This window comes from Bordetella sp. N, from assembly GCF_001433395.1.
Classification (GTDB): Bacteria; Pseudomonadota; Gammaproteobacteria; order Burkholderiales; family Burkholderiaceae_B; genus Bordetella_C.
The window spans coordinates 1,759,387-1,782,057 of sequence record NZ_CP013111.1; the positions used below are offsets into that span (position 1 = coordinate 1,759,387).

Consider the following 22,671-nt stretch of genomic DNA (forward strand, 5'->3'; position numbering starts at 1 on the left):
CTATGAAAAACAAGCAAGACAAGGTCATCATTTCCTGCGCGGTCACGGGTTCGGTGCATACGCCGACCATGTCGCCTCATCTGCCCATCACGCCCGACCAGATCGCCGAGCAGGCCATCGCGGCGGCGGAAGCGGGCGCGGCCATCCTGCATCTGCACGCGCGCGATCCCCTCGACGGGAGGCCGACACCGGATCCCGCCGTGTTCGAAGCCTTCGTGCCGCGTATCCGCGCCGCCACCGACGCCGTCATCAATATTTCGACCGGCGGCAGCACGCGCATGACCCTGGAAGAAAGGCTGGCGTATCCCCTGCGCGCCCAACCCGAGATGTGCTCGCTGAACATGGGGTCGATGAATTTTTCCATCCATCCCGCGGCGCGCCGCATCAGCCAATGGCAGCATGACTGGGAGAAGCCCTACATCGAAGGGATGGAAGACCTTATCTTTCGCAACACCTTCAAGGATATCCGGCATATCCTCAAGGTGCTGGGCGACGATTGCGGCACGCGTTTCGAATTCGAATGCTATGACGTCGGCCATCTCTACAGCCTGGCGCACTTCGTGGACGAGGGGCTGGTACAAGGGCCGCTGTTCATCCAGAGCATCTTCGGCATCCTGGGCGGCCTGGGGGCCGACCCGGAAAACCTGGTCACCATGCGGACCACGGCGGACCGGCTGTTCGGGCGGGATGGTTATCGTTTCTCGGTGCTGGGCGCCGGGCGTCACCAGATGCCGCTGGTCACCATGGCGGCGATCATGGGCGGCAACGTGCGGGTAGGGTTGGAGGACAGCCTGTATATCGGCAAGGGCAAGCTGGCGACGTCCTGCGCGGAACAGGTGGCCAAGATCCGCCGCATCCTTGAGGAACTGTCCCTGGACATCGCCACCCCGGACGAGGCGCGCGCCATGCTGGGATTGAAAGGCGCCAACGCCACGGCGATTTCAGGCTGAGGGCCCAACGGCGGCCGCTCGTATTTTGAAGTGAAGGACTTGGACATGAGCAAGTATTTGCAAGACCGCGTCGCGATCGTGACGGGCGCGGGCAGCGGCCTGGGCCGCGCGCACGCGCTGGAGCTGGCGCGGCAGGGCGCGCGCGTGGTGGTGAACGATATCGGCGGCGCGCATGTGGGGTCTGCCGGTCGGGCCGTCGCTGACGAGATCGTCGCTAACGGCGGCAGTGCCATGGCGCTGCCCGGCGATGTGACCGATTACGAGGCCATGCAGGACATGGTGGCGCAGGTGATCGAGGCGTGGGGGAGGGTGGACATCCTCGTCAACAATGCCGGCATCCTGCGCGACAAGAGCTTCGCCAAGATGTCCCTGGACGATTTCCGGCTGGTGCTGGACGTACACCTGATGGGCAGCGTCCATTGCACCAAGGCCGTCTGGGAGACCATGCGGGCGCAGCGCTATGGCCGCATCGTGATGACCACATCCTCGTCCGGCCTGTACGGCAACTTCGGTCAGGCCAACTACGGCGCGGCAAAGATGGCGCTGGTGGGCTTGATGCAGACGCTGGCCCTGGAAGGCGAGCGTTACGGCATCCGGGTCAACTGCCTGGCGCCGACCGCGGCCACGGCCATGACGCAGGGTGTGCTGACGGAGGCGGCATTGGCGCACCTGGCGCCCGCGGCGGTCAGCCCGGCGCTGGTTGCCCTGGTGGGAGAGGATGCACCGACTCGCCGGATCCTGCTTGCAGGCGGCGGCAGCGTGGAAAGCGCGAACATCACCATGACCCCGGGCATCTACCTGGGCGAAACGACCGACGCCGCGACGGCGGTACGGGCCCGCCTGCCGGAAATCCTGGATCGCGCGGGTGAATGCGTCCCGGATACCGGTTTCGAGCAATGCCAGTTCGAGCTGGGCAAGGCTGGCGTGGAAATGATGCTGCCGGGCAACGTTTGAAATTGGCATGGACGTCACTCGCGGCCCTGGGATATAGTCACGCCCTGGAGATGGTGTTCCTCCATTAACCACCGCGCGCTAAACGCGGTTGATGACGCCTACAGAAACCTGACCACGGTCGGGGCTGTAGGCGTTCGCGTTTGTGCCGTCGCCGCATCCTCGTCCTTGGTCAGCCCGACATCATCGAGCTTCGACCAATGAACAGACTCTTCCGCTTCATCCAGCCTCAACTGCTGCCGCAACTCGGCAAATGGCTGATCATCGCCAGCGTTGCCGCCGCCCTGGCCGGCAGTGCGTCCGCCATCTTCCTGAAGTCCCTCGATGCTGCCACCGCCTGGCGCGTCAGCCATCCATGGGTGATCTGGCTGCTGCCGCTGGCAGGCCTGGCGGTCGGCCTGGTTTACCAATGGGTGGGGAAGCCGGTGGACGCGGGCAACAACCTGCTCATCGATGAGATCCACGATCCTAAAAAGGTCGTGCCCTTGCGCATGGTGCCCTTGGTCCTGGGCGGCACCGTCATATCCCATATGTTCGGTGCGTCCGTGGGACGCGAAGGCACGGCCGTGCAGATGGGCGGAGCCTTGGCGGACCAGCTCACGCATCTGTTCCGGCTGCAACACGGGGATCGCCGCATTCTGCTGATGGCCGGCATGAGCGCGGGTTTCGCGTCGGTGTTCGGCACGCCGCTGGCTGGAGCGATTTTCGGTCTGGAAGTTCTCGCGATCGGCCGCATGCGCTATGACGCCTTGTTCCCATGCGTGGTGGCGGGCATCGTGGCCGATCAGGTGTGCCTGGCGTGGGGAGTGCATCACACGCCTTACAGCGTCACGGAGTTCGTGGCGGTGGGCCCCTGGAGCGTCCTGGCGGTCGTCATCGCCGGCATCCTGTTCGGCCTGGTCGGCATGCTGTTCGCCAACGCAACGCATAAGCTGGGCGCCCTGGTCAAACGGTTCATCCCGTATGCACCGGCTCGCCCCGTGGTCGGGGGCGTGGTGATCGCCGTGGCGGTGTTTGGCCTGGATGCCTATCGCTATATCGGACTGGGCATTCCCGAGATCGTGCAGTCCTTCCAGATGCCGATGTATCCCTGGGACTTCCTGGGTAAGCTGGTCTTCACGGTCGCGTCGCTAGGCACGGGTTTCAAGGGGGGCGAGGTGACGCCGCTTTTCTACATCGGCGCCACCCTGGGCAATACGCTGGCCCCTTTGCTGCACATGCCGCTATCCCTGATGGCGGCCATCGGTTTCGTGGCCGTCTTCGCCGGCGCGGCCAACGTCCCCATCGCCACCACCCTGATGGCAATCGAACTGTTCGGCGCCCAGATCGCGCCGCTGGCGGCCATAGGCTGCGTCACCGCCTACCTGTTTTCGGGACATAGCGGTATCTATCGCGCCCAACGGATAGGAGAGGGCAAGCACGGGCACCAGGCGGCTGGTGATTAGCATCCGGGACGCGCTACGTCCCCGGCGGCTATGCCGTCCGCACCGGCGCTTCCGCCTGAACCCCGGCGGAATAGGGCGTGACCTTGCTTACCCACCACATGGCGAACAGGATGAAGGCGCAGCACAACCAGCCGTTGGCGCCATAGCCCGAGATCCGGCCGTCGGCGGCCGTGCTCAACATCAAGCCGCCGACCCAGGCGCCCGTACCCGTGGCGATCTGCTGGACGGCGGAATTGACGCTCATGAACGCGCCACGGCGATGCGCTTCGGGGACCGTCGTCAGCAAGGCCTGGACGGGAATCATCCGCGAGTTGCCCGACACCATGAAGAACGGGAAGAAAACGATCAGGCCCCACAGGGGCAACTGCGGCAGGTGCGTGATGAACAGCACCGGCAACAGGGAACAGAGGCCGGCCGCCTGGAACACTCTGCGCTTGCCGTAACGGTCCGACAGTTTGCCGACCCTGCGCGCGGCGAAGAAGGTGGCCGCGCCACCCGCCATGTAGATCAGGGAGATGTTCTCGGGCGCCACGCCCAGATTGCCCACGAGGAAGGGCGAAATAAAGGGCACGACCAACATGTGGGAACCCATGACCAGGGCCGTCAGGACGAAGCCGCGCACGTGCGCGGGCTCGCGCATCAAGGACCATAGTTCCGGCAGCGTCCTGGATAAGGGGATCGCGGGAATGCGGATGTGCGCTTTGAGGCTGGGGACCACCTTGACGGCGCCAACCCAGATCAAGGCCGACAGCAGCACCAGTTCAAAGAAGGGCGAACTCCAGCCGTAGTGCGCGCCGAGCACCACGCCCAGGGGGACACCAGCCACGGCGGCCAGCGAGAACGACGTCATGACCAGCCCCATGGCCGCGCCGCGCCGCTGCGGCGGGATGACGTCGCCGATGATGGCCAGCAGCAGGGAGCTGAGCACGCCGCCGGTCAGGCCCGCGAAAGCGCGCGACAGCAACAGCGCGTGGTAGTTGGTTGCCATGGCGCAAACCAGATTGGACAAGGCGAACAGGGCGTAGACCACCAGCAGCATCGTGCGGCGGTCGAAACGATCGATATAGGTCGCGGCCAGCAGACCAGAGATGCCCGCGCACCATGAGTACGCCGACACCGCCGCCGCGAAGGCGGCCGGGCTGATCTGGAACGCGTGCATGATCTGCGGGCCAAGCGGCATCATCACCATGAAGTCGACGACGATGGTGAATTGCGTCAGCGCGAGCAGCCATAGCAGCGCGCGCTCCCTGCCTGGTGTCATCAAGGGAGCGGGTAGATCGGTGGTGGTCGGCATGGGAGGGCAGGCGCGGGGCGCGGCAGGTTCGTTGGCGAACCGGTTTTTATGTGGGGGGAGCAAAGCATATTAGCTTATGCCGCGCGGTTCCCCTCACGCCGGCCACGGCGTGGACAGCATGCCCTTGGGTTCGGCAGGGCCCTGGGCGAGCGGCGCCCGGGCCCGCCTTGGCCGGACTACAGCGGACGCAGCGTGGTCGTGCAATGGGCGCTTTGCGCCTTGCCCACGTTGGCCAGCACGCCGAGTTCGAACGACGCGTTGTTGATCTCGACAGAGGCCAATTGGCCTTTCTCGTACTGCAGCAGGACCGAATAGAATTCCTCGGCGTTTTCCTGCTGTTCGGCGTTGGACGATTTTCGCGGCCCGGTGAAGCCGATGGCTACCGCCACCACGTTGGGGTCGCCGAATTCCTTGCGGTTCACCCGCTTGGTTTTCGGATGATCCAGGATATAGGGGCCGTGATTGTTCCTGAATACCAGCGCATCGAGCGGATTCAGGATCATCGAGCCAGAAAGCTCCAGGTTCTTGCCATCCCATTTCAGGTGACCGTCAAACGGCGTTTCGCTCGAGGGCTTGGGAATGCCGCCCTGACTATCATTCTTGGCCGCCGCCTCGTATTTGCAGGTCAGGTCGAAGGGCGGGACCGAGGACGCGGGGGCAGGGGCGCTGAAAGCGTATATCGGCAACAGCAAGGACAGAGCGGTCAATCCGGATCGAACCACGGAGACGGGCATGGGAAGCGGCTTCCAGGTGATGTGCTTTTCGATCAGCACGGGTGGGCAGGGTGTGCTTGCGTTGGCGCCCATATCCGGCGGTATTGATCCCAGACATGCGCGGGCGACGGAGCTTACAACGTAAGCGGCGGATAGGCTGTGACATTTGAAACAAGAATTCACGGCCCTGCCTGTCCCACCTGGGCGATCACCGCGGCCTTGCCCCCCAGATAGGCGGTGAGCACGGCCGGATTGGCGGCGATACGCTGCGCCGTATCGCTAAGCGTCACGCGGCCTTGCTCCAGGACGTAGGCCCAATCGGCCCGTGCCAGGGCCTTTCTTGCGTTCTGTTCGACCAGCAGCACCGTGGTGCCGGCCGCCTTGATGGCGGAGATGATGTCGAAGATCTGTTCGATGATGAGGGGAGCAAGGCCCATCGACGGCTCGTCAAGAAGCAGGATGGCCGGCCTCGCCATCAGCGCACGGCCGATCGCCAACATTTGCTGTTCACCGCCTGAAAGCAATCCTGCCAGTTGGCGCTCCCTTTCTTTCAGGCGGGGGAAGCGCTCGTAGATCCGCTCACGGTCCTGGTCGACTTCCTTGTCCCGCCGGGCATAGGCACCGATGATGAGGTTCTCGGCGACAGACAGCTGAGGCACGATCTGCCTGCCTTCCGGAACCAGGCTGATACCACGGGCGACCCGGCGCTCGGTCGGCAAGCCGTCCACTCGTTCGTCGCGCAAGACGATCGCACCCTTGCGCAGCGGCAAGAGGCCCATGATCGCCGACAGCAGCGTCGTCTTGCCCGCGCCGTTCGCGCCGATTACGGCGACGACTTCGCCCGCGCGCACCTCGAGGTCCACATCGTGAACGACTTCCAGCGCGTCGTAGGCCACCGACGCGCCGCTGACCGAAAGCAATAGCGGCCCGCTGCGAACGACTTCACTCATCAGGCGCTCCCAGGTAGGCCTCGATCACGGCAGGATCGGCCTGGACTTCGGCAGGCGTGCCCGTGCTGATGATGCGGCCAGCATTCAGGACGGCCACGTGATCGCTGACTCCCATGATCAGATCCATATCGTGTTCGACCAGGAGAACCGTGGTTCCGAGGCCCTTGATGTCCTGAATCATGTTGTTGAGCTCCACTTTTTCAGTGGGCGTCATGCCGGCGGCAGGTTCGTCGAGGATCAGCAGCGCGGGCTCGGTAGCCAGGCTGCGGGCGATTTCCAGGCGGCGCTGATGCCCGTAGGACAGGGTGCTGGCACGCAGATCACGCAAGGTAGCCAGGCCGAAACGCTCCAGCAGGGCTTGCGCGCGCTGCCCGGCCGAGCGGTCACGCCGCCGTTCCGCGCCGACCAGGATGTTGTCGAGCACCGTGGACTCCTTGAACAGCCTGATATGTTGGAAAGTCCTTCCTATTCCCAGACGTGCGATGCGGTGGGGCGCCAGGCCGGCCAACTCACGGTCGCGCAGGCGCAGGCTACCGCTGTCCGGTTGGTAGTGTCCGGTGATCAGGTTCATCAGGCTGGTCTTGCCGGAGCCGTTGGGTCCGATCACGGCGGTGATCGTGCCGGCATGGACATCCAGGCTGAGGTCATCGGCGGGCCTGACGTTGCCGAAGCGTTTGTTGACGTTGCGCAGGCTGAGCAATGCGGTCATCGCTGAGGCTCCCGCGCGACACGACGACGCGGAACGATAGACAAGAGTCCCCGCGGCAATAGGACGACGGCAAGGAGCAGTAGCAGCGACATCAGTATTTCGCGGGCCTGTGCCGAAAAGCGCAGCGCTTCGGGCAGCACGGTGAAGACCGTCGCGCCAAGCACCGCGCCAAGCGCGCTGTTCAGGCCGCCCAGGACAGCGTAGGACACCGCATCCAGGCTGCGCACCAGGCCGAAATCATTGGGACCGATGAAGGAATTCAGGTGCGCCGCCAAGCCACCGGCCAGTCCGCACACCGCGCCGCTCAGGACGAACATGCCCAGCCTGACAGCGGCGACATCGATGCCCAGCGACTGCGCCGGGGTTTCGTCCTGGCGCGTCGCTTCCAGGATGCGGCCGAACCGGCCCCGGCGCAGCCACCACACCAGGGCCAGCAAGGCCAGCAGGCATGCGGCCAGCACCGGCTGGTCCGTCTGTATGGGGATGCCGTCCAGGCCCAATGCGCCACCCGTCACACTGTCCCAATTGAACGTGACGACCCGCACGATTTCCGTGAAAGCCAGTGTTCCCAGTGCGAAATAGTCGCCTTCCAGCCGCAATACGGGCAGGCCGACCAACAGGGCAAAGAAGGCGGCGGCGAGCACGCCGGCCAGCAACGCGACGAAGAAGGGTGCGTCCGCCTGCAAGGTGGCCAGCGCCGACACATAGGCGCCCAAGCCCATCAACCCACCCGCCGCGAGGGAAAAGCGGTTCACGCACAGCACCAGATAGATGCCGATGCCCAGGATGGAGTTGATCAGTACCAGGGCGATGACATTGCCGTAAACATTCAGGATGTCAGTCATGCGCGCTGCCTCGTGGACCGGCCGAACAAGCCCTGGGGTCGGAAAATGAGCACCGCGAAGATGGCGCCGAAGGCGACGGCATCACGCAGGGACGATTGCAGGTAGGCGATGCTGTAGACCTCCGCCAGGCCCAGGGAAAGGCCACCCAGCGCCGCGCCCGGCACATTGCCCAGCCCGCCCAGGATGAGTGCCGACAGGCCTTTGAGCAGGATGTTTTCGCCCATGAAGGGCGAGACGGCGTTGTACAGGATGCCCAGCTGCACGCCGGCGGCGCCGGCCATGGCACCCGTCAGGAAATACGTCAGCAAGCGCAGACGCCGGACCGGCACGCCCACCAGTTGCGCCACGCTGGGCTTGAACGCCATGGTGCGGATGGCGAAACCTGTGCGGGTACGAGCCAGCAGCCAGGCCAGCGCGGCCATCAACAACAGGGCGCTGACGATCACCACCAACTGCAAACCTTGCACGGTGATGCCGCCAACCTGCCACACGCCGCCGGTCCAGGCGCTGGCCGGAAAGCGTCGCACCTGGGTCCCGAATGTTTCCTGAACGATGGCGATCAACAAGCGGGACAGCGCCAGGCTTGCCACCAAGGCCATCCAGCGGTTGGCGCCACGCTTTTCCAGGGGGCCAAAGACGGCCACCTCGCTGATGACGGCGATCGCGCCGGAGATCGCCATGGCGGCGAGGAAAGCCGGCAGTAGCGGCCAGTTCAAGGCCAGGGTCAGCTCCAGTCCGCTGAATGCGCCTACCATCAGCAGCGAACCCTGGGCCAGGTTCAGGACGTTGAGCACACCAAACAGCAAGGTGAAGCCGACCGCGAACACCGCGTACGTGGCGCCCAGGGTAAAGCCGTTGAGCGTCTGTTGTAGAAAGACCTGCATGGCGGGTTATTGGGCCGACAAAGGTTCGAAGCGGCCCTTGCGCGCGACAAGGATCTTGGGTTGTACGATGGGATCGCGGTCGGCATCGAAGGCGATCGGGCCCAGTACACCGCTGAAATCCTTGATGTTGGCCAGTTCGTCGCGAATGCGTTTACTGTCGCCGGAGCCGGCACGGCGGATGGCTTCGATCAGGATCGCGGCGGCGTCGTGCCCGTAAGCCGAATAGATGTCCGGCTGGTGGCCCTTGTAGCGGTCGAGGTACTGGACGATGAATTCGCGGCTCTTGGCGTTGTCCAGCTCGGTGTACCAGGCAGTGCCGACGATCACGCCTTCGGTCGCGGGTCCGCCCAGCTCGAAGAAACGGTTGGAAATGGACGATTGCGTGCCGACGATGACAACCTTGTCGGGGATGCCCAGCTGGCGCGCCTGCCGGACGATGCCGGCGGCCTCTTCGGCCAGCGCGCTGATGACGATCAGGTCGGGATTCTGCGCCTTGATCTTGGTCAGCTGCGCGGCGAAGTCGACGTCGCCCCGCTGGAAGGTCTCGGTCGAAACGATTTCCACTTTGTTCTGTTCAAGAGCCGCTTTCTGCACGGCGTAGGCCGACTTCGTAAGCTGGTCGTCGATGCCGTAGATCTGCGCCACGCGCTTGATGCCGTGCTGGCCGATGACGGTCTTGAGCACTTCGGGCGTGACCTTGTCCTCGGGCGGACTGACGCGGAAGATGTAGTTGCCCAGCTTGGCGGTCAGGCCGGCCGCGGTGTTGGAAGAGGCAACGACGGGGATGCCCGCCTTCTGGGCCAGCGGATCTGCCGCATAGGCGGACGTGGCGAGCGTCGGTCCCAGGATGGCGACGACCTTGTCCTGGTTGATCAGGCGCTGGAAGATGTTGACGGTCTGGTTGCGGTCGGCGCCGTCATCGTAGTGAACCAGTTGCAGCTTGATGTCGCCCAGTTTTCCGCTTGCATTGGCCTGGTCGACGACCAGTTCGATGGCGTTCTTCTGCTCGATGCCGTACAGGGCAGCGGAGCCGCCAGTGGTGGTCTGCACCAGACCGATCTTGAGGGTTTCGGCGGCGGCGGGCAACGACAATACCAGCGCCAGGGCGCTCAAGGCGAGCGCCGGCAAGGACTTCTTTTGCATGGGTGTGTACCTTGTTTAAGCCCCTGTGGCAGGGGGAGGGTGAAGATCAGGCGGCGCTGGTCCAGGCCGCGTCACGGTCTTTGGTCCAGGCCGACGTCACGCCTTCGGTGCGCGCGCGTTCGACTGGAAGATGGGGCAGCACCAGCTCGGCGAAGCGATAGGCCTCTTCCAGTAAGGGCATGCCGGACGCGATCAGCACGTCGATGCCGGCATCGCGGTATTCCTGGATCTTGGCCACCACCTGTTGCGGGCTGCCGACCAGGGCGGTGCCCGGGCCATGGCGTACCAGGCCGATGCCGGACCACAGATTGGGTTCGATCTCCAATTCGCGCAGATCCTTGGGTTTCTTGCCGCCATGCAAGCGCGACATGCGTTGCTGGCCGACGGAATCGATGCCCGCGACGTAAGCCTGCGCGCCCGCGATGGCCTGGTCGTCCATATGGTCGTAGAGGTCCTGCGCGGCGGCCCAAGCCTCCGCTTCGGTGGAACGCACGATGACATACAGGCGGATGCCGAAGCGGATCTTGTCGGCGCGGCCATGCTGGCGGGCCAGTTCGCGCACTTCTCGAACCTTGATCTCGGCCTGCGCCGGCGTTTCGCCCCAGGACAGATACGTGTCGATATGCTTGGCAGCCACCTCGTGGGCGGCGGGGGACGAACCGCCGAACCAGAGTTCAGGAATCTTGCCGCCGTAGGACGGTAATGACAGGCCCGCATCGACAACGTGGATGTACTTGCCCTTGAACGTGACCGACTCGCCGCGCAGCAGGGCGCGCAGCACGGTCAGGTACTCATCGGCATAGGCGTAGCGTTCGTCATGGCTCAGATGGACGCCGAACTGCGCCATCAGCTTGGCATCGCCGCTGACGATATTGATACGCAGGCGGCCGCGCGAGAACTGATCGAAGGTGGTGATCATCTTGCCGAGCAAGGTCGGCGACAGCAGCGGCGGATGCGCCGCGATCAAATGCTGGAAATTGTCCGTATAGGGTATGAGCGACGCGCCTTGCACCCATGCGTCGTGCGTGCCGGTGGCCAGCAGGGCGCCAGTAAATCCCAGATGATCGACGGCGCGCGCCAGTTGCTGGAAGTAGGCGTAGCTGAGATTGCGTGCGCCATCGGCGCGCCAGGGGTAACGGCCATCGGGGCCGGTGAGGTACCAGAGAATTTCCATTTGCTTGTCCGGGTTTAAAGACTGGTGATGGGCGCGCCGGCGCGATAGCGGTCCGTGACGGTATCGGTCACGTCCAGCGGACCGGGGATCAGGCCGAAGCGCGCGAAGATGTCGGCATGGTGTTGCTGCTCTCGCAGGAATGCCGCATCAGGCACATGTATGCCCCATGGCCGGGAAGTCAGCGCGGGCAGCCACTGGGCGGCAGTGTTGCCGTTGACACCATCGAGCAGTTCCGCGGCGGCCGCGGGGTCGGCCTCGGTCAGGCTGTCCGAATCCGCCAGGGCATCCAGCAGCGCCTGAACGGCCTCGGGGTGGTCCCGCAATACGTCGTGGCGTGCCCAATAAACGGAACGGTTGGTGAACAGGTCACCGCCCGGCTCGGCCAGGACACGTACCGGCGTGGCTTGCTCGATGTGCTTGAGCAGGGGGTCGGTCGCCACGATGGCATCGAGCAAACCCGAGACGAAAGCGTCCTTGGCGGTTGCCGGCGTCAGTTCCACGGCGTTGACGTCTTTCCAGCCCAGGCCCGCGCCGTCGAGTTCGGCCGCGAGGAACTGGGTGTGCCATGAAATCGGCATCAACGCGATGCCGCGCCGGCGCAGATCCTGGATGTTGCGAAAGGGCGCATCGGCCCGTACCACCAGGCCACCGCGCTCGCGACGCGGACCCGACATGCCGAAGGCCGCCACCGCCAGGCCTTCTGCCTTGGCAAGGATGGGAGGCGTCGCGCCGGTGCCGCCGATATGGAGTACGCCTAACTGGAACAACGGAATCGTGGCCGCGCCTGCGCCATAGACGAAGAACGTTATCCCCTTGTCGCGCAACGCAGCCACGTGGGCCGGCCGGCGTGCAAGGATGGACAGGGACGGGTTTTGCGGATGAGCGCCTACCACCAATGTCATGCAGCAACCTTCGGATGAGCGGGGCTTCGTGCAATGCCCGCGGTTTCGATGTCATGGGTTAAACCCATGACGGAAGGTTACGCGTGCGCATCTGCGCCGACAAAGTCCGATTCGCGATATGGATATGAGCAGGGACGAGCAAGCCGCCTCCCTGCCGTCGCGCTAAGACGGTGGGTAAGCGCGGCGGCGCCGGCTCAGATCAGTGGTAGTTGCGGCAGAAGTCGCTGTCTTCGTCGAAGGGCTGGCCAGCCAGCTTCTGACGGTATTTGGCGGTGGCCTTGCGTGAGCCGCAGGCCACGGAACACCAGATGCGGTCCCCGGGACGGGAGCGGTCGACAAATAGGACCGGGCATTTGGGACGGGCACATTCGCGAATGCGGTCGCGCAAGGGGCCCACGATCAGGCCGATGGCGTCGCGGGCGATGACCGACAGAATCTGCGCCTGCGTGCAGCGCTGGGCGTCCATGGCGGCGGTGCCCTGGGCGTTCAACTGTGGGATGGGTGTGGCGGCGGCCGCGTAGGCGTTGATGGTGTCGACGTCATCGCGTCGAGGTACCGCACCGGTACGCACCGCTTGCGCCACGCCATAGATCGCGCGCCGCAGCGTGCGCATGTGTTCGAGGTCAGTGTTGGTGACCTTTTGCGCCGGATCGGGCAGTTTCACCAGCCGCAGCCAAACGCGCCAACGCTCCGCATCGTAGATCCGCTCGTAGCGCCGGCCCGTCCATTCGCCGAGCGTTTCGACCAGATACAGGCACGGCGTGCCGCCGCGCAGCTTGAACGCCAGCTCCTTCTCGGTGACCGGCGGTGCGGGCGGAGCGTCAGCAGCGTCGGAGGAGGGGGGAGGCGCGGCTTTGGGCATGGTGATCCACAGGCTCAACGGCCGGCGGGACGGTCCAGACCGTAATGGCCGCGCAGGGTCGTGTGCTCGTATTCCTTGCGGAAGCGTCCGCGCGCTTGCAGTATCGGGACGACGTGCTCGATGAACAGGTCGAGTTGCCGCGGCAGCACCGGCGGCATGACGTTGAAGCCGTCGGCGGCGCCGGAATCGACCCAGTCCAGGATGGCGTCGGCCACTTGCTCCGGCGTACCTGCCAGCGTGAAATGGCCACGCGCCCCGGCCAGCCGGTGCAAGAGCTGCCGCAGCGTGGGATGCTCGCGCGTAACCAGTTCGATGATGGCTTTCGATCGGCTCTGCGAGGCTTGGACCGCGCCAGCATCTGGGAAGTCGTCCGCCGACAGCGGCAGGTCGGGATTGATGCCAGTGAAATCGTGGCCGCCAAAACGGTTGGACAAACGTTCCAGTCCTACCTGGAAATGGGTCAATTCGTTCAATTCCCGGGACAGCACCCGCGCCTCGTGTTCGGTCGATCCCAAGGTGGCGCTGAGGCCGGGCAGGATGACGATCTGGCTGGCCTTGCGGCCCTGTTGCTCGGTCAGTGTCTTGAGTTCCTGGTAGAACTGCTGCGCCGACTCCTTGCGCAGGTGCGCGGTGAACACGGCTTCGGCGAATTTGGCGGCGAAGGCCTTGCCTGCAGGCGACGAGCCTGCCTGCACCAGCACCGGCCATCCTTGGGGTGAACGGGGGATGTTCAGCGGCCCGTTGACGCTGAAGTGCTTGCCCTCGTGGGCGATGGGCCCCACGCGATCCAGGTCGGCGTAGCGGCCGGCTTGCGGGTCATCGACGATGGCGTCGTCGGCCCAGCTATCCCACAGCTGCGTGGCGGTGCGGACATATTCTTCGGCCCGCTCGTAGCGGTCTTGCAGCGCCAGTGGCGCGTTCAGGCCGAAATTGCGGCTGGCATGGGGCAGCCAGGACGTGACGATGTTCCAGCCTGCGCGGCCGTGGGAGATATGGTCGACGGACGCAAATTGCCGCGCGATGTTGAAGGGTTCGGAGTAGGTGGTCGAGACCGTGGCGATCAGGCCGATATGGCGGGTTGCCCGCGCCAGCGCGGCCAGCAGGGTGATGGGCTCCAGTGCCGCGCCGGCGACGTGGCCGATGTCATCGTTGAGCGCCAGGTAGTCCGCGAAAAAGACGGAGTCGAACTTGCCTTCCTCGGCGCGCCTGGCCAGGGAGGCGAAGTAGTCGATATCGGTAAGGGGCTGGCGCGACGCCGACGGATGCCGCCAACCAGCCTCATGGTGGCCGCGGCCGTGGACGAACAGATTCAAATGGATAGTGCTGGCCACGCAACACCTCGCTTTCGATGTGACCATGCGCCGGATCGGATGATGCCTGCCGCCAGTGATCGATCAGCGCCAAATACTACTTAGCTTACCCGCGGGGTAGAACGAACCTGTCGCAATATTGATATTTGTGCAGACGGCGGAAATTTCAGGAAGGTCACGCCGAGCTGACCTGGGTGGCCCCCGCTGACTTCTTGCGCTGCAGCGCAGTATCCCCCATAGTCCACCGCTCTATCCCATCGAATCGAACCGTCATGTCGCTCAAGAAATCCCTCGCATGCCTGGGCATGCTGTCCGCCTTGGTCCTCGTTCAGCCGGCGCAGGCCCAGACACCATCGCAGCCGCGCAACCTGGCCGCCGAGGAAACGAATCGCAAGCTGGTCGTGGATTTCTACAACCGCGTTTTCAACCAGCACGATGTGGCGGCCATTCCCAGTGTGGTGAGCGATGGCTACAAGCAGCACAATCCGTTGGTGCCTGACGGCAGGGCGCCTTTCGTGAATTACCTGACCAAGCGCTTCCAGGAAAATCCCCAGGCGCGCAGCGAGATCATCCGTTCGGCCACCGACGGCGACCTGGTTTGGCTGCATGTCCACTCCACCGCCAACCCGCAGGACCGCGGCCGCGCCATCGTGGATATCTTCCGGGTCAAGGACGGCAAGATCGTCGAGCATTGGGACATCATCCAGTTCGTGCCCGAGAAATCGGCGAACCAGAACACGATGTTCTGATAAATGCGGACAGCCAGCCCGGCTATCAGTGTTCCCGCAAGGCCGTGGGCGTCGTGCCCAACCGGCGTTCGAACGCCCGCGCCATTTGCTGGCGCCCCGAGAATCCACAGCGCAGCGCGATCTTGTCCAGGGACTGGTCCGTCCCGGACAGCAACTCCCTCGCCAGATCCACCTGCGCGGCGCGGATGTACTGATTCGGCGACAGGCCCAGCGCCTCCTTGAACGTCCGCGATAACTGGCGCGTGCCCAGGCAGACATGCTCGGCCACTTCCTCGACAGTAACGCCGTGCTCCAGGCGGGCCAGAATGAAATCCGTGGCGCGGCGCAATCTGTCAGTGGCGCCGCCATAGGCGGCCAGCGCCATGCTCTGTTGGGCCTGTCCGGGCGCGCGAACGCGAAAGACGACCAATTCCCGGGCGATTTCCAGCGCCAATTCCCGGCCGAAATCCTCGTCCACCAGGCTCAAGGCCAGATCGATGCCCGCCGTCGCGCCAGCGGCGGTGAAAAGCTTGCCCTCGCGCGCGATCAGCGCATCGCCATCCACCTGGACACTCGGGTAAAGCCGGGTGAACTGCTGAATATGACCCCAATGCGTGGTCGCGACTTTGCCATTCAATAAACCGGACTCGGCCAACACATAAGCGCCCGTACAGACCGAGCCAAGCCGCCGCACGCCGGGCTCGATCGCCAGCAGCCAGTTTTTCAACTGCTGATCATGCCTGGCATTCAGCACGCCCGGCCCGCCGGCGACAATCACCGTGTCGAAGGCGCAGATATCGGGAGAGGGCAGGGCCGCGGTCTGCAAGCGCAGGTTGGACGAGCTGGCGATCTCACCACCGAACGTCGAGAGCGCCGTCACGCGATAGCGGTCGGGCTCGTCCTGGCGACGCAAATGGTGATTCGCGCGGCTGAACACATCCGCCGGACCGCTGGCGTCGAGCAAAAGCACGTCGTCGAAGACAATGATGCCGATCTCCCGCGTGCCGCTGAAACGGGCCGGCCCCGGAGCCAAATCAGTCCGCGACAAACCCGATCTCACTGACGACCTGCTGCCATTGCGCATATTCCCTCTTCATCGTTTCAGCCAGCGTAGCGGCGTCGCCATCGCCGATTTCCAAGCCGGCATTGAGCAGCGAGGAGCGGACTTTCTCATCCGTCACCACGTGATGGACGGCGGCTTTATAGCGATCCACCGTCGCGGCGCTGGCGTTGCGCGTCAGGAAATAGGAAAACCACTCCCGGCTGACGAGTTCCTTGTACCCCTCTTCGGGAAATACGGGAACATCAGGTAATTGCGAGGCACGGGAGGTGCCTGTGACCGCGAGGATGCGCAGCTTGCCCGCCCGGTGATGGTCGAGGATATCACTGGGCGCCAGGAACGCGAACGGCACCTGCCCTGACAAGACATCCGCCAGCGCCGGCGCCGAGCCCCGATACGCGACATGGCTGAAGTCGCAGCCCATCGCCCGCTGCAGCAGCACACCTGAAAAGTGAAACACGCTGCCGGACGCCGGAGAGCCATAGAAGCCCAGCTGCGGATTCGCGCGGATCAATGCGACGGCCTCCTTCAGGGTCTTGGCGTTTACCGTGGGCGCACTGACGAAGGCGATAGGCGCCGTGGCCGCCGTACCGATAGGGATGAAGTCCTTGAACGGGTCGTAGGGCAGATTGCGATAGGTATGCGGGTAGATCACCATTGAAGATCCTATGGTCTGCAACAGCACGCTGCCGTCCGCCGGGCCGGTCTTCGCGTACCCGACGGCCAGTTGTCCGCCCGCGCCGGACTTATTCTCCACGATGACATTGGCGTGCAAGTCGTCGCCAAGCACCGGCGCGGCCGCTCTGGCAATGCGGTCGCCGGTGGCGCCGGGTGGAAAGCCCACCAGCAGCCGGACGACACCGGGCTGGCCATCGAACGCCATGGACAGCGTCGGGCGTAGGAGGGCGAGGCCGCCCATCATTCCTAGATATTTGCGTCTGGTATTCATGATGTACCTTCTTTATAGACCGCGGATTCGCGGTTCCCCTACTGCGAGTGTTGCCTTGTCCGCGTGCCGGCACCGGACTTTTCGCATCTATTTCAAGACATGGGACAGCGAGCCGCCTCCAGCATGTCCGGAAATGCCAGCATCTTGTCCGGCACGCACAACGCTTGTTGCCCAGAGTGGCGGTATGAAAACCGCACCGAAAACCCGCATAGGCATGCTCGTCTTTCCCATGATGACGTCGCTCGACATCCTGGGACCCTTCGAAGTCCTCGCGCGTGCGCCGGACTGCCACGCTGAACTGGTCTGGAAGAACCGCGATCCGGTCAAGGGAGACACGGGCCTGTCGATCAATCCGGACCGCGGCTTCAGTGACGCCCCCCAGTACGACGTCATCGTGGTCCCCGGCGGTCCGGGCCAGACGCCACTGATGGAGGACGCTGAAGTCATGCACTTCCTGCGCGCCCAGGCCGCCGGCGCGAGGTTGGTCACGTCGGTCTGCACGGGGTCGCTGCTGCTTGCCGCGGCCGGACTGCTCACCGGCCGCAAGGCGACATGCCATTGGTTGTCCATCGATCAGCTGGCGATCTTCGGTGTGGAAATCGTTCCCGATCGAGTGGTGGTCGATGGCGACAGGATCACGGGCGCCGGTGTGACGTCCGGCCTGGACTTCGCGTTCACGGTGCTCAGTGTCCTGCGCGGAGAGGACGCCGCGAAGGCGCTGCAGCTGATGCTGGAGTACGATCCCGCGCCGCCTTTTGAAAGTGGCCACCCGCGCGTGGCGGATCCCGCGCTGGTAGAGACGGTGCGCCATAGCGCGCGTGAGATGATCCGGCAACGGCGTGAAGTGTCCCTGCGCGTCGCCCAGAAGACCTGACTCGGGCAGAGGGGCAGCTTTTCCCACGCGTCAGCGTGTAAACGCGTGCTACCATCCGCGCATCGTTCAGGGAAAGGCGATGTCTCTCATCCATGGCAGGTACCGTTCGCGCCTCGCGTTCATCGCGATGTTCCTGCTCGCCTTTCATACCTGGGCCTCCGCGTCGGCGCTCGGTTCGCTGACCATCGCGTCATCCGGTTCCCACTCCACCATCATCGTTTGCACCGCCAGCGGTCCCCGTGTCATCACGTTGGACACGACGGTCGAGGTTGACAAGGCCGACCTGGCCCGGCCTCACGCGAACATGCTGCCGCACTGCTGCGCGCCAGGATGCGCAATGCTGGGCATGCCAGTGCTGCCAGGGCTTTATCTGCTGGCCTGGACGCTGCCGCCCCTGCCTGTCCCTACGTACAGGGCCGCGGCCCCCGTTGAAGCGCTGCCCGTCGATCTGCTCTCCAGGTCACCAGGGCGGCCACGCGGTCCGCCCGCGGCGTAAGGCGGTCTAGGGCCACGGGCCCATCGAGGCCCAACCAGGGCCGCAGGCCACCTCTCCTAGCCTCAAAACCTGAACCCATCCGTCCGGCATGCCCGTTGACGGATGCCGTGCATCGCGCTCGCGCCTTCTTTACACCGCAATAACGTGCGGGGAGGGCGCGCGACCTCCCTTCAGGTCAGCGCGTATCGACACCGCTTATTTTTGCCTCGACACCATGAAAAACAAATCCGTGGCATTCCGCGTAGCCGCGACTCTCATCCATGCGGGTCTTCTTGCCGCCGCCAAGGCACAAGCCGCCGATTTCAAGGCGGACGCCACTTTGCCTCCCGTGACCGTGACCGGGACGCCAACCTCCGATTACCTCGTCCCGACTTCAAACAGCACCACCAGGACGGACACGCCGCTCAAGGACTATCCGGCATCCATCCAGGTGGTTCCATCCGAGATACTCCAGGAACGAGGCGTCATCCGCATCGACCAGATAGCGGACAACGTCAGCGGCGTCCACGCCGAGGCAAACTACGGCGGCAATGGCGCGACGTTCTTCAACATCCGCGGCTTCAGTGAAAGCAACGGCCTGCGCGATGGCTTCCGTAATTACGGCTACTACGCGTATCGGGACGTGCAGAATATCGACAGGGTCGAGATCTTCAAGGGGCCGGCCGGCGCCCTTTACGGCGGCATCGGCGCCGTGGGCGGCTATATCAACACCGTTTCGAAGCGCCCGCAGCAGGACAATTTCGGCGAGGTTGGCGTAACGGCCGGCACTCATGGACTGCTGCGCTCCACCCTGGACCTGAATCGGGTGCTGAGCGACGACGTGAGTTTTCGGCTGAATGCGTCAGCGGAAAGCAACTCGACCTTCCGCGACAACGCGTCCTATCACTCATGGTCCATCGCGCCGGCAATCACCTGGAATAACCACCAGGGCACCTCGCTGACGCTACTGACCGAGTTCAATCACCTGAATCGTGATGGCTTCGACTTCGGTGTCCCGGCCGTCTCCAATTACCGGGAGCTCTCCCGGACCCGGTACTACGGCCTGCGCGATGGCATGTATCCCGGCGTGGACGGAGACTACGGCAAGAACGACACGTTCTCGCAAACGCTGTTGTTCGAGCATGAACTGTCGAAGAACTGGAAACTGCGCCTGGCGGGCCAATATGCGTCAGCGCGGCAACGTTCGACCCAGTCCTTCCCCGACAGCACGACGGCCACGGGCAATCTTCTGGATTATTCCGTGTACAGCGGGGCCAACGAATATTCCCGCCAGTACTCGACCCGGGCCGAATTGGTGGGCGACTTCTCGACCGGTAGCTTGAAACACTCCCTGCTCGCGGGCATCGACTATGGCTATTTGAAGGTGGGCAGCAAAGGGTCGCAGGTCTCCTCGATGACCCTGGACCTGTTCAACCCCGCTTATTTATCCGGACTGACTCCTGGCGATCCCTTGCCCGGCCATGAAGGGGTAGGGAAGGACTACGGCGCGTACTTGCAGGATCTGATCGAGCTGACGCCGCAACTCAAAGCCCAGATCGGACTGCGGGCCGACCGCTTCGTCAACCGCGCCGAAGAAAGCGGCGCCGATACCGGGCGCGGCCAACAGACGGCGTGTTCGCCACGGCTGGGACTGGTATGGCAGCCCGTGGCAAGCACGTCGTTCTTTGCCGACTGGAGCCGCAGCCATTCCCCGAACGTGGGCCACAGCGGCAGCAATGTGACTTACGACGCGGAGGTCGCGGAGCAATTCGAGATAGGCGTCAAGCACGACGTCATCCAGGACCGCCTTAATGTGAACGTGGCGCTGTTCAATCTGAATCGAAATCACATCCTGACGACCGATCCGTCCAACCCCATTCTGCAGGTGCTCACGGGCAAGCAGCGGAGCCAGGGGGTGGAGCTCGACATTACGGGCAATATCACGCCCAGGTGGAAGGCCATCGCGAGCTATGCGTACACGGTTGCCAAGGTGAGGAGCGACACGACGCTGCCCGTGGGCGATGTCTTGAGCAATGCGCCGCGGCACAGCGGCAGCTTGTGGACGGTGTATCAGCTGGAGTCTGTACCTGGGCTGCAAGTGGGCGCGGGCGTTTACTACGTCGGCTCACGCGAGGCGACCACGCCCAACACTTTCAAACTCGGCGGCTACGTACGCACGGACCTGATGGCGTCATACCAGCAGGGCCCGTGGAAGACGCAATTGAACGTCTTCAACCTGTTCAATCGAAAATACTACACGGGAGGTTCGGCCGCGACCTTCGACTACACGCTGATGCCCAGCCCGCCGCGCCTGGCCCAGCTGACGGTCTCGTATCGGTTCTAAGGTCTAATGCGTCCACCTGAACAGAGACGAGCAGACTGATGAAGAATAAAAAGTTGATTATCGGCAGCGCCATCGCGGTGGCGGCGGTCGCAATCGGTGCCCGCTATTTTTTGTTCGGTGAGAACTTCAGCAAAAACAAGGCCGACTCAATCATCGAAGCGGCCCTTGCCGATCCTCAGTACGCGCCAAGCGGTTCCTGCGTCAATCTTCTGGGCGCTGAGCTGCCGGGGAATATCACCATCGAACTGCTGGAAGACCAGCAGAAATTGGTGGACGCATTGGTCAAAGCCGGCCTGATCACGGTTGATCTCAACGCCGGCAGCGGCAAGATGAAAATAAAGAGCCCTGACTGGAGCCCCAATGGCCCCGACAAGCCTTTGGGCCACGTGGAACTGACACCGCTGGGACGACAGTTCTACGACTACCAGGAGTACGAAAGAAGAAGCTCCGGCAATGGCGAGACACTGGTCATGACCAATCGCTTCTGCGCGCGCTTGACCTATGGCGGCGTGCAGAAGTTCACGCCGCCCGCCAAGAATCCTTTCGACGAAAATCCCAATGAAGTCTCGTGGGTGAATTTCACCTGGAAATTCGACGACGCCGCGACACCTTGGCTGGCCGTCCCCGACCTGCGCCGACGCATGTTCGGCTATAGCCCGGATGGGGACGGGTGGGTGCGGGAAGGGATGATGCTCGAAAAGGGCGACAACGGGTACTGGGCGCTTGGAAACAAGCCGTACATTATTCGCTGGTAAGCGAGCCGGTGGCGCGAGTGCCCGCATTTGCATGTGATAATCCCGCTATGACTGCGAAACGAAAACCTGACGACACACACAGCGGTTGGGTGGCTTCCAAGCCCGCCGTGAGTGGTCGTTATGCCTCTCCCGTAGGCATCGCTTCCCCGGCTGGCGCCGTGGGTGAGGTAGTCATCGCGGGTGCCGGAAGGGCGCTCAAGACGGCGGTGCTCGTCGAGCCGACAGTCTTTAACGCCCGTGGCCCTAAAAAGATGCCAGCGAGGTCGGCCAATAATCCGTATGCCTTCCTCAGCCGGGAGCAGACGCTTGCAATATTGCGTCAAGCCAACGTGCTGACTCCCCACGGTCGACTGACTAAAGTTTTCAAGTGACGCCTGGGCATTTGTTATTGGCATATCACGGCTGTGATGCGACGACCGGAGGCGATCTCGTTACCTGCCGGCGCGCGTGACCCCGATCAAGGAGACAGCAATGAAAATAAAAATGCTCGCCATGGCATTGGCGATTTGCGGCGTATTCCAAGGCAACGCATCCGCCGCCCCCGCGGACGCTGCTCGTCACCATGTGCTGGTGCAAACCGCGCCGGATGTCCGCATCGATGTGATCGAGGAGGGCCAGGGTACGCCGCTGGTCTTGCTGCCTTCCCGTGGCCGCGGAGCCGAAGACTTCGATGACGTCGCGCAGCGCCTGGCCGCACAGGGTTATCGCGTAATACGCCCGCAACCGCGCGGCATCGGGCAGAGCACTGGGCCCATGAAGGACATCACGCTTCATGACCTGGCCAAGGACATCGCGGCGGTGATCCGTGACCAGGCCAGGCAGCCCGTGGTGATCATCGGCCACGCCTTCGGCAACTGGGTCGCGCGCACCACCAGCGTGGATCATCCGGAACTGGTGCGCGGGGTCGTCTTCGTCGCGGCCGCCGCGAAAGCCTATCCGGCAGGATTGAGCGAACACGTGGACCGCAGCTCGGACCTGTCGCTGCCCGACGACCAAAGGCTGAAATCGCTGCAATTCGCTTTCTTCGCGCCAGGGCACGACGCCAGCGTCTGGCTCAAGGGTTGGTATCCGCAAGTCAACGAAAGCCAGCGCCTGGCGGGCAAGGCGACCAAACAGTCGGACTGGTGGTCCGGCGGCAAGGCGCCCATGCTGGACCTGCAGGCCGGCGACGACCCTTTCAAACCGGCATCCACGCGCAACGAGGTCAAGGACGAATTCGGCGACCGCGTGACGCTGGTGGTGATCCCGGGCGCCGGCCACGCCTTGGTGCCCGAAGCACCGGCCGCGGTGGTCGATGCGCTGGTCAAGTGGGAGAAGTCGCTGCCGCGGTGACGGCCGCGAACTTCAGGCGATA

The 22,671-nt window shown here is 63.8% G+C and carries 22 protein-coding genes and 1 riboswitch; of the genes, 9 read left to right on the top strand and 13 right to left on the bottom strand.

All coding sequences use genetic code 11. The features are described 5' to 3' along the window. The first annotated feature begins 2 nt into the window (after positions 1 to 2). The 3 genes from ASB57_RS07535 to ASB57_RS07545 all read left to right on the top strand — a co-directional run bounded on the left by ASB57_RS07535 (position 3) and on the right by ASB57_RS07545 (position 3,346). Positions 3 to 950, top strand: a complete 948-nt coding sequence (locus ASB57_RS07535; RefSeq protein WP_057651667.1) for a 3-keto-5-aminohexanoate cleavage protein — start codon at positions 3 to 5, stop codon at positions 948 to 950. A 45-nt stretch (positions 951 to 995) separates the two neighbouring features. Further along, entirely contained in the window at positions 996 to 1,904 is a 909-nt protein-coding gene (locus ASB57_RS07540) for an SDR family NAD(P)-dependent oxidoreductase (RefSeq protein ID WP_057651668.1), read from the top strand. Positions 1,905 to 1,941: 37 nt separating this feature from the next. Beyond that, positions 1,942 to 2,012, top strand: a riboswitch (Fluoride riboswitch). Positions 2,013 to 2,101: 89 nt separating this feature from the next. Further along, the gene (locus ASB57_RS07545; RefSeq protein ID WP_057651669.1) at positions 2,102 to 3,346 is read left to right on the top strand and encodes a voltage-gated chloride channel family protein; all 1,245 of its coding nucleotides are present in this window, start codon (positions 2,102 to 2,104) and stop codon (positions 3,344 to 3,346) included. Between the two features lie 28 nt (positions 3,347 to 3,374). On the opposite strand, the gene ASB57_RS07550 is transcribed toward ASB57_RS07545, so the two are convergent. From ASB57_RS07550 to ASB57_RS07600, 11 genes are all read right to left on the bottom strand, one after another. Continuing rightward, a complete protein-coding gene (locus ASB57_RS07550; protein ID WP_057651670.1) occupies positions 3,375 to 4,640 on the bottom strand; it encodes an MFS transporter in 1,266 nt (421 codons plus the stop codon). Positions 4,641 to 4,816: 176 nt separating this feature from the next. Beyond that, positions 4,817 to 5,413, bottom strand: a complete 597-nt coding sequence (locus ASB57_RS07555) for a hypothetical protein (protein WP_057651671.1) — start codon at positions 5,411 to 5,413, stop codon at positions 4,817 to 4,819. A gap of 119 nt (positions 5,414 to 5,532) precedes the next feature. Beyond that, entirely contained in the window at positions 5,533 to 6,303 is a 771-nt protein-coding gene (locus tag ASB57_RS07560) for an ABC transporter ATP-binding protein (RefSeq protein WP_082621432.1), read from the bottom strand. Next, entirely contained in the window at positions 6,296 to 7,012 is a 717-nt protein-coding gene (locus ASB57_RS07565; protein WP_057651672.1) for an ABC transporter ATP-binding protein, read from the bottom strand. Before ASB57_RS07565 ends, ASB57_RS07560 begins: the two co-directional genes overlap by 8 nt. Then, positions 7,009 to 7,857: a branched-chain amino acid ABC transporter permease gene (locus ASB57_RS07570; protein ID WP_057651673.1), complete on the bottom strand. Its 849-nt coding sequence runs from the start codon at positions 7,855 to 7,857 to the stop codon at positions 7,009 to 7,011. The genes ASB57_RS07565 and ASB57_RS07570 overlap by 4 nt, the downstream gene beginning before the upstream one ends. Beyond that, positions 7,854 to 8,741, bottom strand: coding sequence for a branched-chain amino acid ABC transporter permease (locus ASB57_RS07575; RefSeq protein WP_057651674.1), 888 nt, complete (start codon positions 8,739 to 8,741; stop codon positions 7,854 to 7,856). The genes ASB57_RS07570 and ASB57_RS07575 overlap by 4 nt, the downstream gene beginning before the upstream one ends. Before the next feature lie 6 nt (positions 8,742 to 8,747). Then, the gene (locus ASB57_RS07580; protein ID WP_057651675.1) at positions 8,748 to 9,884 is read right to left on the bottom strand and encodes an ABC transporter substrate-binding protein; all 1,137 of its coding nucleotides are present in this window, start codon (positions 9,882 to 9,884) and stop codon (positions 8,748 to 8,750) included. Between the two features lie 46 nt (positions 9,885 to 9,930). Further along, entirely contained in the window at positions 9,931 to 11,058 is a 1,128-nt protein-coding gene (locus tag ASB57_RS07585) for an LLM class flavin-dependent oxidoreductase (protein ID WP_057651676.1), read from the bottom strand. 14 nt (positions 11,059 to 11,072) lie between these two features. Then, positions 11,073 to 11,960 carry an ABC transporter substrate-binding protein gene (locus tag ASB57_RS07590; protein WP_057651677.1) on the bottom strand — a complete coding sequence of 296 codons (888 nt, stop codon included), beginning with the start codon at positions 11,958 to 11,960 and terminating at the stop codon, positions 11,073 to 11,075. Between the two features lie 199 nt (positions 11,961 to 12,159). Next, on the bottom strand, positions 12,160 to 12,822 hold the full coding sequence (locus tag ASB57_RS07595; protein WP_057651678.1) for an ABATE domain-containing protein: 663 nt from the start codon (positions 12,820 to 12,822) through the stop codon (positions 12,160 to 12,162). A 14-nt stretch (positions 12,823 to 12,836) separates the two neighbouring features. Then, complete coding sequence (locus ASB57_RS07600; RefSeq protein WP_156414084.1) at positions 12,837 to 14,153, bottom strand: LLM class flavin-dependent oxidoreductase; 1,317 nt, start codon at positions 14,151 to 14,153, stop codon at positions 12,837 to 12,839. Between the two features lie 284 nt (positions 14,154 to 14,437). On the opposite strand from ASB57_RS07600, the gene ASB57_RS07605 reads away from it, so the two are divergent. Continuing rightward, on the top strand, positions 14,438 to 14,881 hold the full coding sequence (locus ASB57_RS07605; protein ID WP_231755444.1) for a nuclear transport factor 2 family protein: 444 nt from the start codon (positions 14,438 to 14,440) through the stop codon (positions 14,879 to 14,881). Positions 14,882 to 14,906: 25 nt separating this feature from the next. Here the strand turns inward: ASB57_RS07605 and ASB57_RS07610 are convergent, their stop codons facing one another. Together ASB57_RS07610 and ASB57_RS07615 are read right to left on the bottom strand one after the other, a co-directional pair. Then, the gene (locus ASB57_RS07610; RefSeq protein ID WP_197424989.1) at positions 14,907 to 15,908 is read right to left on the bottom strand and encodes a GlxA family transcriptional regulator; all 1,002 of its coding nucleotides are present in this window, start codon (positions 15,906 to 15,908) and stop codon (positions 14,907 to 14,909) included. Next, positions 15,895 to 16,869 (bottom strand): tripartite tricarboxylate transporter substrate-binding protein, encoded by a 975-nt coding sequence (locus ASB57_RS07615; protein WP_082621434.1) that lies wholly within the window; start codon positions 16,867 to 16,869, stop codon positions 15,895 to 15,897. Before ASB57_RS07615 ends, ASB57_RS07610 begins: the two co-directional genes overlap by 14 nt. A gap of 184 nt (positions 16,870 to 17,053) precedes the next feature. Here ASB57_RS07615 and ASB57_RS07620 point away from each other — a divergent pair, with 184 nt between their 5' ends. From ASB57_RS07620 to ASB57_RS07640, 5 genes are all read left to right on the top strand, one after another. Next, on the top strand, positions 17,054 to 17,743 hold the full coding sequence (locus ASB57_RS07620) for a DJ-1/PfpI family protein (RefSeq protein ID WP_057651683.1): 690 nt from the start codon (positions 17,054 to 17,056) through the stop codon (positions 17,741 to 17,743). A gap of 79 nt (positions 17,744 to 17,822) precedes the next feature. Beyond that, positions 17,823 to 18,239, top strand: a complete 417-nt coding sequence (locus ASB57_RS07625; RefSeq protein WP_057651684.1) for a hypothetical protein — start codon at positions 17,823 to 17,825, stop codon at positions 18,237 to 18,239. A gap of 214 nt (positions 18,240 to 18,453) precedes the next feature. Next, positions 18,454 to 20,562, top strand: coding sequence for a TonB-dependent siderophore receptor (locus tag ASB57_RS07630; RefSeq protein WP_057651685.1), 2,109 nt, complete (start codon positions 18,454 to 18,456; stop codon positions 20,560 to 20,562). A gap of 38 nt (positions 20,563 to 20,600) precedes the next feature. Next, positions 20,601 to 21,317: a hypothetical protein gene (locus tag ASB57_RS07635; RefSeq protein ID WP_057651686.1), complete on the top strand. Its 717-nt coding sequence runs from the start codon at positions 20,601 to 20,603 to the stop codon at positions 21,315 to 21,317. 471 nt (positions 21,318 to 21,788) lie between these two features. After that, positions 21,789 to 22,649: an alpha/beta fold hydrolase gene (locus ASB57_RS07640; protein ID WP_082621436.1), complete on the top strand. Its 861-nt coding sequence runs from the start codon at positions 21,789 to 21,791 to the stop codon at positions 22,647 to 22,649. The last annotated feature ends 22 nt before the right edge of the window (positions 22,650 to 22,671 follow it).

Coding starts and splice junctions, on each gene's coding strand:
- ASB57_RS07580 (WP_057651675.1), bottom strand. CDS start 9,884: ATGCAAAAGAAGTCCTTGCCGGCGCTCGCCTTGAGCGCCCTGGCGCTG.
- ASB57_RS07535 (WP_057651667.1), top strand. CDS start 3: ATGAAAAACAAGCAAGACAAGGTCATCATTTCCTGCGCGGTCACGGGT.
- ASB57_RS07585 (WP_057651676.1), bottom strand. CDS start 11,058: ATGGAAATTCTCTGGTACCTCACCGGCCCCGATGGCCGTTACCCCTGG.
- ASB57_RS07625 (WP_057651684.1), top strand. CDS start 17,823: ATGTCTCTCATCCATGGCAGGTACCGTTCGCGCCTCGCGTTCATCGCG.
- ASB57_RS07640 (WP_082621436.1), top strand. CDS start 21,789: ATGAAAATAAAAATGCTCGCCATGGCATTGGCGATTTGCGGCGTATTC.
- ASB57_RS07620 (WP_057651683.1), top strand. CDS start 17,054: ATGAAAACCGCACCGAAAACCCGCATAGGCATGCTCGTCTTTCCCATG.
- ASB57_RS07605 (WP_231755444.1), top strand. CDS start 14,438: ATGCTGTCCGCCTTGGTCCTCGTTCAGCCGGCGCAGGCCCAGACACCA.
- ASB57_RS07575 (WP_057651674.1), bottom strand. CDS start 8,741: ATGCAGGTCTTTCTACAACAGACGCTCAACGGCTTTACCCTGGGCGCC.
- ASB57_RS07570 (WP_057651673.1), bottom strand. CDS start 7,857: ATGACTGACATCCTGAATGTTTACGGCAATGTCATCGCCCTGGTACTG.
- ASB57_RS07615 (WP_082621434.1), bottom strand. CDS start 16,869: ATGAATACCAGACGCAAATATCTAGGAATGATGGGCGGCCTCGCCCTC.
- ASB57_RS07635 (WP_057651686.1), top strand. CDS start 20,601: ATGAAGAATAAAAAGTTGATTATCGGCAGCGCCATCGCGGTGGCGGCG.
- ASB57_RS07590 (WP_057651677.1), bottom strand. CDS start 11,960: ATGACATTGGTGGTAGGCGCTCATCCGCAAAACCCGTCCCTGTCCATC.
- ASB57_RS07595 (WP_057651678.1), bottom strand. CDS start 12,822: ATGCCCAAAGCCGCGCCTCCCCCCTCCTCCGACGCTGCTGACGCTCCG.
- ASB57_RS07560 (WP_082621432.1), bottom strand. CDS start 6,303: ATGAGTGAAGTCGTTCGCAGCGGGCCGCTATTGCTTTCGGTCAGCGGC.
- ASB57_RS07630 (WP_057651685.1), top strand. CDS start 18,454: ATGAAAAACAAATCCGTGGCATTCCGCGTAGCCGCGACTCTCATCCAT.
- ASB57_RS07550 (WP_057651670.1), bottom strand. CDS start 4,640: ATGCCGACCACCACCGATCTACCCGCTCCCTTGATGACACCAGGCAGG.
- ASB57_RS07540 (WP_057651668.1), top strand. CDS start 996: ATGAGCAAGTATTTGCAAGACCGCGTCGCGATCGTGACGGGCGCGGGC.
- ASB57_RS07545 (WP_057651669.1), top strand. CDS start 2,102: ATGAACAGACTCTTCCGCTTCATCCAGCCTCAACTGCTGCCGCAACTC.
- ASB57_RS07565 (WP_057651672.1), bottom strand. CDS start 7,012: ATGACCGCATTGCTCAGCCTGCGCAACGTCAACAAACGCTTCGGCAAC.